This window comes from Streptomyces sp. NPDC019396, assembly GCF_040632375.1.
Taxonomy (GTDB): Bacteria; Actinomycetota; Actinomycetes; order Streptomycetales; family Streptomycetaceae; genus Streptomyces.
This window is the reverse complement of record NZ_JBEYBS010000003.1, coordinates 340545-351492: the sequence shown is the minus strand read 5'-3', so window position 1 is coordinate 351492 and position 10948 is coordinate 340545. Positions and strand designations below refer to the sequence as shown.

6 protein-coding genes and 3 pseudogenes are annotated in these 10948 nt (G+C 68.6%); 5 read left to right on the top strand and 4 right to left on the bottom strand.

Annotated features, from left to right (window positions below):
* Both ABZ532_RS05440 and ABZ532_RS05435 read left to right on the top strand, forming a co-directional pair.
* Positions 1 to 318 (top strand): annotated as a pseudogene (locus ABZ532_RS05440) (IS5/IS1182 family transposase); the annotation flags it as partial.
* Positions 319 to 417: 99 nt separating this feature from the next.
* Positions 418 to 564 (top strand): annotated as a pseudogene (locus ABZ532_RS05435) (DUF4291 family protein); the annotation flags it as partial.
* A gap of 371 nt (positions 565 to 935) precedes the next feature.
* On the opposite strand, the gene ABZ532_RS05430 reads toward ABZ532_RS05435, so the two are convergent.
* From ABZ532_RS05430 to ABZ532_RS05420, 3 genes are all read right to left on the bottom strand, one after another.
* Positions 936 to 1547 (bottom strand): hypothetical protein, encoded by a 612-nt coding sequence (locus ABZ532_RS05430; protein ID WP_361279739.1) that lies wholly within the window; start codon positions 1545 to 1547, stop codon positions 936 to 938.
* 47 nt (positions 1548 to 1594) lie between these two features.
* Positions 1595 to 3907, bottom strand: coding sequence for a site-specific integrase (locus ABZ532_RS05425; protein WP_361279738.1), 2313 nt, complete (start codon positions 3905 to 3907; stop codon positions 1595 to 1597).
* A 130-nt stretch (positions 3908 to 4037) separates the two neighbouring features.
* Positions 4038 to 5090: a tyrosine-type recombinase/integrase gene (locus ABZ532_RS05420; protein WP_361279771.1), complete on the bottom strand. Its 1053-nt coding sequence runs from the start codon at positions 5088 to 5090 to the stop codon at positions 4038 to 4040.
* Between the two features lie 229 nt (positions 5091 to 5319).
* Between ABZ532_RS05420 and ABZ532_RS05415 the strand changes: the two are divergent.
* Positions 5320 to 5775, top strand: a pseudogene (locus ABZ532_RS05415) (DUF4291 domain-containing protein); the annotation flags it as partial.
* Positions 5776 to 5777: 2 nt separating this feature from the next.
* Here the strand turns inward: ABZ532_RS05415 and ABZ532_RS05410 are convergent.
* Positions 5778 to 6977 (bottom strand): S8 family peptidase, encoded by a 1200-nt coding sequence (locus tag ABZ532_RS05410; protein ID WP_361279736.1) that lies wholly within the window; start codon positions 6975 to 6977, stop codon positions 5778 to 5780.
* A 333-nt stretch (positions 6978 to 7310) separates the two neighbouring features.
* Here ABZ532_RS05410 and ABZ532_RS05405 point away from each other — a divergent pair, with 333 nt between their 5' ends.
* Together ABZ532_RS05405 and ABZ532_RS05400 are read left to right on the top strand one after the other, a co-directional pair.
* Positions 7311 to 10028 carry an alpha/beta fold hydrolase gene (locus ABZ532_RS05405; RefSeq protein ID WP_361279735.1) on the top strand — a complete coding sequence of 906 codons (2718 nt, stop codon included), beginning with the start codon at positions 7311 to 7313 and terminating at the stop codon, positions 10026 to 10028.
* Entirely contained in the window at positions 10025 to 10915 is an 891-nt protein-coding gene (locus tag ABZ532_RS05400; RefSeq protein ID WP_361279734.1) for an ABC transporter permease, read from the top strand. Before ABZ532_RS05405 ends, ABZ532_RS05400 begins: the two co-directional genes overlap by 4 nt.
* Positions 10916 to 10948: the final 33 nt, after the last annotated feature.

Here is a 10948-nt window from a genome sequence, read left to right as displayed (position 1 = left end):
GGTATCGGCAGATGCTTCCATATCTTCGACGGGGTCCAGGTCCTCCTCGACGACGGTTACCTCGGCCTGAGCAGAGACCACCGCGGCAAGGCCCTGACCCAACCCCGCAAGCTACGACCAGGCGCGACGCTCCCCTTCCTCGAGCACAACGAACGCCAGCGGCACGAGCACTCCTCGAGGCGGATCACCGTCGAACACGCCCTCGCCGACCACAAACGCTGGAAACAACTCCAGCGCTGGACGCACCGTCGCGATCGCCTACCCGCCACCTACCAAGCCATTGCCAGCCTCGTTTCCGACCGCAACATCACCATGTGAAAGACGCCGTGATCAGGGCAAACACGCCCCACCCGCTATCACGCACCAACTCGTTAATCGGGGAGACCAGCGGATTTCCCGACGGTAGGTTCAACGGCCATGACCGTCCCGAAGCATCAGATCCGTGCCGTCCATACCGCATCCACGGTCACCGTCTACCAGGCGTACGACCCGGCCATCGGCGTTCCCGCGGCCCGCGACGGGCGCTTCCCGGACGCGTGGAAGCGGGACAGGATGACGTGGATCTTCTCTGCACCAACGCGGGCGTTAGAAGTCCGAAGGAGCGTGACTGCGCCGGATCAGTGACGGAATCGGGCGACCTACCCCTCGATCCGAATCAGGAACTCGGTGATCGGGGCTCCGTCGCTGTCCGGAACGAGGACGAGGTCCTGGGCGTAGATCGTCTCGTCTGCGGCCAAGGCCGCATCCTCGTCACCACGGCGCCAGGCATCACGGGAAGCGGCGAACAGGGGAGCAAGCCCTTCCCAGGCTGGGCCGGGTTCGAAGCGACAGTCGGACCAGAACATGTCGCCGCTTTCGAGGGCCAAGGTTCCTACCAGCCGCTCACCCTGTCTGAGCTGCCAACTCCGCTCCGCCATGTTCCCCTCCCGCGGTTGTTACTGATCGTTCGACTCTAAGCCGTGGGCATGGCCGCAGGGTCGCTGAACCTCCAGGACGACTGCCGTCCCGGCCACGGATCGGTCCTCGTGCATGGTGATCACTTGGCCGGGCTCAAGGTGCTGCCACTGCTGAGGGTCAAGGGGCGCGAGTCGCACCGAGGCTTGCCCGCCAGGTTCGAGGAAGGGCGTGTGCTCAACCCAGAGCATGGCGATGTTGAGGGCCGGTTCGCCGGTCGGGGTTCGGTTTCCGATGTTCCACATCGGTCGCAGGACGCCGGCGCCGGAGATGGGCGTCTGCCGTCGGGCCTCGGCGGCCGGGCGGAGGGTGAGGTCGGCCCGGATGATGCCGTTGCGGGTTTCGTAGCAGCGCCAGTGGCACCAGGCCGCACTCGTCTCCAGCCGCATCTGCTCGGCAGCGGTGGCCAGGGTTTCCCAGAAACTCAGGGGAAGCGGTTGGACGTCTCCGAGTTCCTCCAGCAGGTCAAGGGCCACCTCCCACTCGTCGTGGGTGAGGTACTCCCAGACGTCGGCCACCGTGATGTCGTTCTCGGTGGCCATTTGCTCGGGGACGAGCAGGGAAGCGGCTTCCAGCAGTTTGGGAACATCCATGCGCCTGATTCTGACCCAGGCCGCGTCTCTGGTGTTCGCAGTGCTGCTTACCTCTCTGTGGCCTGGGGTTTCTGATGCGGGATCGGAGGCATTCCGAGGGAGACAGGATCGCTGCGCTGGAAGCGGCGGGCCTGCTCGCGCTTGCTCCGCAAGAAGGTGAGCGTCAGATCGAGGCCTTCGATCTCGCCTCGCCAGTCCTCTTCGACGGCTCGTTTGCGGCGGGCGAGGAGGTCCTCCTCCAGCTCGTTGAGGCGGGGCAGCATCTTCGGGTTGATGCTGAGCATCGGGCAGCGAATGCAGGCATGTTCGTGCGCGCACGGGGTGCCGTAGGGACGGCCGCAGGAGCCGAGTTCGACCCGGCGCTTGTCGAAGTGCTCCTGGAAGTCCTCCCACTCGTCGCGGGTGGGCTCCCGGTACTCCTCGACCGGTCGCGTGCCTCGGCGTCGGGCGAGGAACTGGTGGTAGTGGCTGATGACGTCCTCGTCGAAGACCGCGACGTAGCCGCGGGTGGTGCGGATGTCGAGGTGCCCGAGCAGGGCGGCCCCGATGTGAATGGGCAGACCGTTGTTCACCAGCTCGGTGGCGAACAGCCGTCGGAAGTCGTGCGGGGCGAAGTGCACGTTGGCGAACTCCGGGTGCGTGGCGGCCAGCTCATTGCACGCACGTCGCACGATGCGCCACACCGTCGTGCTGGACATGCCGCGCTGGCTGCTGCTGTGGACGGTCTGGAAGAGGTAGGGCAGCTCCTCGCTCCAAACCTTCTCGTGCAGGTCGTATCGGGCACAGACCGGGACGGTGCCGTGTTCCTCGCGGTGGCGGCGGATGACCTGGGCGATGACGTGGAACAGCTCGGCCGACATGGGGATGACGCGTTCACGGTCGCTCTTGGACGGGCTGACGACCAGGAGCGCGACGACCTCGCCGTTCGGGCGCTGGTACTGCCGGACGCTGAGGTGGCTCAGTTCGGTGAGTTCCTCGGCGCGCAGGCCGGCCAGCCGGAGTGTCTCCACGACGGCCCACTGCCAAAACGCGGCGTTCTCGTCCTGGGAGACGCGTACGAGGTCGCCGGTGGTGCGGTTGACCACACGGACCGGGGGCCGGTTGTGACGCTCGTTGCAGGACACCCGAAGCCACGTGGTGCCGTCGTGAACGAACTCTTCGCCGGGGTTCACGCTCTGCGCGGCCTTGAGCAGCTCTCTGCGCTGGTGCCAGGTGTCGTTGACGTGCTGGGAGAGGATCGGCAGCAGCGGCTGACGGACTCGCGTGCGGTTGGCGATCCGTTCGTTCAGGCGGCGCCGACGCAGCTGGAAGTGGCGCAGGTCGGCGTCCCGGACCGGGCAGGGCGCGACCCATTTCGACCACCGCTCGGGCTCGGCGACGGACCAGGTGTGCAGGTCGAGGTAGAGGGACCGGACCGCCAGCAGCGGGCCGTCCATGTCCAGGCGCGGCTTGCCGCCGGGCAGGACCAGCAACTTCTCTTTCCACTGTGTGAAGGTCTCCTCCGACAGCCGCAGGTCGGCCTGCTCGGGATTGATCTCCTCAACCACCTTCCAGAACGTCTTGACCAGGCGGGTGATCAGGTGCCGCAGGGTCGAGTAGTCCAGCTCGGCGGAGCGGCGGCGTACGTACTCCACCAACAGGTCCCGCACCTCGCGGTTGCGCAGCTGATGGCGGTCTACGGCTTCCTCGATCGACAACTGCCCCCGGGTGACAGCAGCCCGCAGAGTTCGCGGAGCGGAGCGCGGAAACTGCCCCATCTCGTGCAACACCGGCCAAGCCAGTGTTCCGGAGAAGGTGCCCGATTCGGCGTCTTCCCCGGCCAGAGCATGGGCTCGGCATTCGACGTCGTAGTGCAGCAGGGCCTCGGGCGTGAGCCCGTCCAGGTCGATCCCGAAGACCGTCAACGCGTAACAGACGTCGGACTTCGCCCGGCCACGACGGGAGGAGCCGACGGGCAGCTGATCGACCCGCTCGCAGAACTCCTCCAGCCACGGATCATTCGCGATGCTGCGGAACCACGGGGTGTAGCGGGTGAAGGTATTGGAGCGCAGACCCAGCAGCGTGGGTCGGATCAACCGCATGGCAAAGCATCGGCCCGCCGCCGCGCTGAGCCGACGACTCAGGGCACGGTCGTCCCCAGCGACCCGGCCGACGGGAATGCCCGCGTCGTGGCCGGCCGCTTCCCAGCGCTCCTGCCAAGTACCTCCGGGAAATCCGGTCAGGTAGCCGAGGAACTCCTGCATTTCTTGACGTGCTCGCCACGTCTTGGAGCCGGCAGGCAGGAAGTGTCCGATGACCACCTCGGTGATCTCCTCGACCGAGGCCGTCGCGAAGTCCCCAAGCGAGCGAGGCGGCCGCATCGGCCGTGGCGGAGGGGCGGGAATGATGGCAGTGGGCTCGAAGTTTCCGGGCGACACCCAGCCTTCGGCACTCTCATGACGGCGGACCCGATTGGTAGTCGGGCCTTGAAGCCGCAGGCTGTCGCCGACTTTAGCGCCCGGCACCGAACACCGCCTCGATGTCGCTCGCCTCGTATCGCTGCGGCCACGTGGTCGGCTGGACCGGCCGTGCGTAGTGCTCTGCGAGCTTGTCCACCAGGTCGTCCAGCCCGACCACGGTGTAAAGCGCCGTGGTGCTGATATGGGCATGTCGCAGGATCGTCTGCACCTCCACCAATGTCAGCTCCGGGTCGCGGGCGAGTCGGGTCGCGGCGGTGTGCCGCAGGTCGTGCAGCGTCCAGTTCGCCCCGATCGCTTCGTCCGCGCGCTGGATGATGCGGCGGGCCGCCCAGTAGGTCGGCGGTCTCGGCTGGCCGCGGCGGGTGCGCCAGAGCGGCATGCCGTCGGGTGGGAGCCCGGCCTCCTCCAGGTAGGCGGCGAGGTGGGCGGCGAGGGCCTCGGGCGATACCGGAACCGGTTGTCGGGCCCGGCTGCCTTTGGAGATCACCCACAATTGGCCCTTGGTCCAGTCGACGTCTCCGAGTTCGACCCCGAGCAGTTCGGAGGCTCGGGCGCCAGACGAGACGTAGCAGGACAGCAATGCCCGGTCCCGTGCGCACTTCATCTGCGTGAACAGTTCGTCCCACTGGTGATCGGGCAGTGCCCGCGGTTGCCGGGCAGGCACCTTCGGCCGCAGCCGGCCGCGCCGGTACGCGGCGCGCGCCTCGATGGGCGACAGGTGCGCGAGCGCAGCACGGCGGGCCCTGTTCTCAGGCACTGGGTTCACCACCGGACCCCGGCCGAAGTGCAGGTGAAAGGCGTAGAAACCATGAACTGCCGAGAGGTTGTGAGCGATGGTCGCCGGCGCGTACCCGGCCCGAAGCGTCGGTTTGCCCGTCTTCGGGTTCACCGTCCCGGCTCGGTGGCCACCGGCCCGGCGCTGGCGCTGTGGGTTGCGAGCCGAACGGAGCCAGCCCACCAACGCGGCGGTCTCCGCCTCGGTGGCCTGCTCCCAGCCCACATCCAGTGCCCAGAGCACCCGGTACCAGCGCAGCAGGTCAAAGCCGTAGCTGCGACATGTCAGCGGGCTGACATCGCCCAGCATCCGGTCCCGAAGGTAACTGCTGACCGGCTCGATCTCCCGACCAGCAGCATCCACCACCCGCCACGGCAGCGAAGGCGACTCGCCTTCCACCACCGCCCCCATCCGGGGCAGCCGTACCCGGCCGTCGATCAGATCTCGATGAATCGAAGGAGCTTCATGCACACCTGCATGCTCGTGAACCAAGGTCACGGAGTCGAGCCGTGGCCTGAGCTAGTGCAGTCAACTGACCAAGCCCTCGTTCCTGTGGATGATGTACCGCTGCGGCTGGGCGGGAAAGCCGGGCCAGCGGACGGTGCTGGCTGTCGAGATCGATCGCGAGGGCTTCGAGTGGGCGCTGCGCCACGCCTGTCTGTCGCACTACGTCTCGGGGCTCCACCCCGGCAAGGCGCAGTGGAAGCGGCAGTTGGGGCAGGCTCCGGCCCGGGTCCAGTGGGATCCCGAGCGTGATCTGAGCCTTGCGCCACTGCCCTACCGCTCGCTTCAGCTGGGGCTCGGGGGTGAGGCGTCGGCGCGATACGCGGACGAGTGGACGGTGGCCATCCAGGATGTGACGCCCCTCGCCCAAGAGATCCATCGGCTGGTGCGGGCAGGGGACCTCGAGGGTGCCGGACGGCTGTTGCCCGAGGAGCTGCCCTACCCGGCGGGGGAGGAGCTCCTCGGGCATCTGGTGCGGCGCGAGGGGTGACGTCAGAACCGCGAGTGCAGCAGCCTGTTCGGTGAGCCCAGGCGGGGATCGGTGACCTTGCCGCTGGTCGCCGCGTTGACCAGGGCGTTCCGGACCTGAGCCGGGGTCGCCGTGGGATGGGTCGCGAGATACAGGGCGGCGACGCCCGCGGTGTGCGGGGTGGCCATCGAGGTGCCGGAGATGGTGTTGGTCGCGGTGTTGCTGTCCTTCCAGGCTGATGTGATGTCCACACCCGGCGCGAAGAGGTCCAGGCAGGTGCCGAAGTTGGAGAAGGACGCCCGCCGGTCGCGGTTGTCCGTGGCGCCCACCGTGATCGCCTCGGGGACGCGGGCGGGGGAGTAGTTGCAGGCATTGGCCGGCAGTCCGAGGAAGTTGCCGTTGCCCGCTGCGATGGCGTAGCTGACGCCCGAGGCGATGGAGCGTTTGACGGCGTCGTCGAGCGAGGGGCTGGCCGTGCCGCCCAGGCTCATGTTGGCGACCGCGGGCTTGGTGGCGTGGGCGGTCACCCAGTCGACGCCCGCGATGACGCCCGCTGTCGTCCCCGAGCCTTCGCAGTCCAGCACGCGGACGGCGATCAGCTTCACGTTCTTGGCGACACCGTAGGTCCTGCCACCGACCGTGCCCGCGACATGTGTGCCGTGGCCCTGGCAGTCCTGTCCGTTGCGGCCGTCGCCGACGGTGTCCGTGCCGACGCTCGCGCGTCCGCCGAATTCGTTGTGCGAGGTGCGGATACCGGTGTCGATGACATACGCGTTCACGTTCGACGCGGTCGTGCCGTAGCTGTAGGTGGTGGACAGCGGCAGCTCACGCTGGTCGAGGCGGTCGAGGCCCCAGGGCGCCTTCGACTGGGTCTCGCTGATGCGGATGACGGCGTTCTGCTCGACATACGCCACACGCGGGTCGGCAGCGAGATGGGCGGCCTTCGCCTTTGTCATGGCGGCGGAGAAGCCCTTGAGGACCGAGCTGTAGGTGCGCAGGGGAGTCACGTCGTTTTCGGCGGCGAGGTCGGTGACCTGGGTGCGGCCGTCTTTGAGGACGACGATCCAGCTGTTCTGCACAGCGGTTGCGGTGGGGGCGAGACGGAGATCGCCGATCGACGCGCTCTGCGCGGTGGGGGTGACGGCGAACTGAAGGCCGGTGGTCACGGCGAGCGCGGAGAACACCGCACCCGTCCGTATGGACCGGCGGACAGGGAATCTCATCTCGTGCGCCTTTCTTTGATCGGAACACGACAGAACATCCGCTCGGCTCCGCGGATGTGCGGCACAGAGTGTCGTGCGGTGATCGGCACGCACAAGGGGTTGTTACTGGTGCGTTGGATTCAATGCCGGTGCCCCGTGCGCACTTTGGCGGACATCGCCCGACATCGCGGACGCAATGATTCCGTTTGGGTCGGCGCCGGGGCCGGCGGCGGCGTTCAGCGAGGTGTACCGCGTCTGGTGTACGGGTACGGCGCCCGGTACGACCCGAGGAGGGCGACGAGTTCCGCCTGGGGGCAGCCGCAGGTGGGGCGAGGGTCCGCTTAGGGTTCCACCATGACGATCCGACTCCCCCGGCGGGCAGCCGAGGTCCGGCGCCAAGGGCGAGGGCGAAGGCGATGGCTCGCGGGCATCGCCACCCTCGCCGTGCTCTGCGGCGCCGGAGTGTGGACGGCTGTCGCCTCCGAGGACGTGCCATCGGTGCACCGCGAGGACCGGATGCTCGACATGCCGGGAGCGAGGATCGACACCTCGTACTTCACCGCGGGCGACGGTGGCACCCGCAGGCCCGCCGTACTGCTGGGCCATGGCTTCGGGGGAAGCAAGGACTCAGTGCGGGCCCGGGCAGAGGCACTGGCGCGCGACGGATACGCCGTCCTGACCTGGACCGCGCGCGGCTTCGGGGAATCCACCGGGCAGATCGGACTCAACGACCCGGACCACGAGGTCAAGGACGTCTCCCGGCTGATCGACTGGCTGGCCGGACGGCCGGAAGTACGCCTGGACGCCGAGGGTGACCCACGTGTCGGCGTCACCGGAGCGTCCTACGGAGGAGCGATCTCGCTCCTCGCGGCGGGGCATGACCGGAGGGTCGACGCGATCGCCCCGGAGATCACCTACTGGAACCTCGCCGACGCGCTGTTCCCGGATGGGGTGTTCAAGAAGCTGTGGGCAGGGATGTTCTTCACCACCGGTAGGGCGGATACCGCCCAGCAGGCCGGTACCGACACGCCACTCCCGTCGGACGCGGCCGCCTGTGGACGCTTCCAGCCGGTGCTGTGCGACATGTACGAGCGCGTCGCCACCTCGGGGAAGCCCGACGCGGAGGCCCGCGCACTGCTGGAGGCACGCAGCCCGTCCGCCGTCGGCAACCGGATCAAGGTCCCCACGCTGATCGTGCAGGGGCAAAACGACTCCCTCTTCCCGCTCGGGCACGCCGACCAGATGGCCGCGGCGATCAAGAACAACGGCGCGCCCGTCGCCGTCGACTGGATCGCGGGCGGACACGACGGCGGGGACATGGAAGGCGCGCGCATCCAGCGGCGGGTCTCCGCCTGGTTCGACCGCCATCTGAACGGCGACACCACCGCGGACACCGGGCCTGCCTTTCGTGTCAGCCGCACAGGAGGCGTTGACTCCACCGACGGCCGGGCCACCCTGCGCGGCGCCACCGCGGCCGGCTACCCCGGACTGGGCGCAGGCGGACGCCCCGTCGAACTCAACGGCCAAACCAAGTCCTTCCGAAATCCGGCCGGCGCGGGACCGCCTGCTGTCTCCGCGCTTCCCGGCATCGCCGGCGGACTCTCCCAGCTGTCCTCCCTCGGTGCCGGACTCTCCATGGACTTCCCCGGGCAGTACGCCCGCTTCGATTCCCAGCCGCTGAACAAGCCTCTGACCATCACCGGCTCGCCCACCGTGCGCCTCACGGTGACATCCGACAGCGGTGAGGCAGTGCTTTTCGGCAAGGTGTACGACGTCGGCCCTGACGGACGCAGCCAGGTGCTGCCCGCCCAACTCGTCACGCCCATGAGGATCGAGGGTGCCACGAACGGAAAGTCCGTCGAGCTGACGCTCCCCGCGGTGGACCACGAGGTGGAGACGGGCCACCGGCTCCGCCTGGTCATCGCCGCCACCGATCTCGCCTACGCCTCACCGGCAGCACCCGCCACCTACACCGTCTCGGTCACGGGACCACTCACCGTGCCCACCGCCCCGGGCGTCAGCACCCAGCCCGCCGCGCTGCCCTGGTGGGTGTGGGGGCTGCCCGTCACCGGTGCGCTCCTCGCCGCGGCACTGCTGCTCACCGCCCGGCGCCGCACCACCGCGCCCCCACCCGACCCCGGACTCGCGGACGTCCCCCTCCAGATCACCGGGCTGACCAAGCGCTATGCGAAGTCCGCCGACCGCTATGCCGTGCGGGACCTGTCCCTCCGCGTCGAGAAGGGTCAGGTCCTCGGCCTCCTTGGTCCCAACGGCGCCGGCAAGACCACCACGCTGCGCATGCTGATGGGCCTGATCGCACCCGACGAGGGCGAAATCCGTGTCTTCGGGCACGTCATCAAGCCCGGCGCGCCCGTGCTCTCCCGTGTCGGCGCTTTTGTCGAAGGCGCCGGCTTCCTTCCTCATCTGTCCGGGCGCGAGAATCTCGAGCTGTACTGGCGGGCCACCGGCCGCCCCTCCGAGGACTCACACATCGACGAAGCGCTGGAGATTGCGGGACTCGGCGACGCCCTGGCCCGCGCTGTACGCACCTACTCGCAGGGCATGCGACAGCGCCTCGCCATTGCCCAGGCGATGCTCGGTCTGCCGGATCTGCTGATTCTGGACGAACCGACCAACGGACTCGACCCGCCCCAGATCCGTGAGATGCGGGATGTGATGATCCGGTACGCGGCCGGGGGCCGGACCGTCATCGTCTCGAGCCATCTGCTGGCCGAGGTCGAGCAGTCGTGCACCGATCTGGTGGTCATGGATCGCGGCAGGCTCGTCCAGGCCGGTCCCGTCGCGGAGATCACCGGGGCAGGCGACACCCTGCTGGTGACCACCGCGGTCGAGGTGCCCGAGCCACTGGTGGAGAAGATCGCCTCCCTCCCGGGGGTCGGCTCCGCCGTACGCACCGACGACGGCCGCGGGCTGCTGGTCCGTCTGGACGGGATGAGTCCCGCGGCCCTCATCGCTGAACTCGTCCGGCTCGAGGTGCCGGTGAGCGGTGCCGGCCCGCACCGGCGACTGGAGGACGCGTTCCTCACCCTGATCGGAGGGGCATCCGCATGAGCACTGTGCACACCACGCGCACCGAACCGACGGGGGCCACCGCTCCCGGCTACCGGGCGCGGCACACACTGCCGCTGCGCGTCGAGGCCGTACGGCAACTGAAGCGCAGGCGCACCCTGGTGATGGGCGCGATCCTGGCCGCCCTGCCGTTCATCCTGATCGCGGCCTTTGCCATCGGAGGTTCTCCGGACGGGGACGGCGGGCGCGGTGGCAGTCGGATCAACCTCATGGACACGGCGACCGCGTCCGGTGCCAACTTCGCCGCCACATGCCTCTTTGTCTCGGCGGGATTCCTGTTGGTGGTGCCGGTGGCGCTGTTCTGCGGGGACACCGTCGCGTCCGAGGCAAGCTGGTCCTCCCTTCGCTATCTGCTCGCGGCACCGGTGCCGCGAGCGCGGCTGCTGTGGTCGAAACTGGCTGTGGCGCTGGCCTTCAGCGCCGCGGCGATGCTGCTGCTCCCGCTCGTCGCGCTCGCGGCGGGCACGGTCGCCTATGGCTGGGGGCCGCTGAAGCTGCCCACCGGAGGCTCCCTGGCCGCGGCTGACGCGCTGCCACGGATCGCGCTGGTCGTTGCCTTCATCTTTGTCTCCCAACTGGTCACAGCCGGGCTGGCGTTCTGGCTGTCGACCAGGACCGACGCGCCGCTCGGTGCGGTCGGCGGTGCGGTCGGACTGACGATCATGGGTAATGTCCTCGACGCGGTCACGGCGCTTGGGTCCTGGCGTGACCTCCTTCCCGCGCACTGGCAGTTCGCTTGGGTGGATGCACTCCAGCCGCAGCTGGAGTGGGGTGGGATGGTGAAAGGCACAGCCGTGTCCGTGACCTACGCCGTGGTTCTCGTCGCCCTGGCCTTCCGCGGCTTCGCCCGCAAGGACATCGTGTCCTGAGCCGTCGGGCTCCTTCCCCTCTCGCTCTGGCTT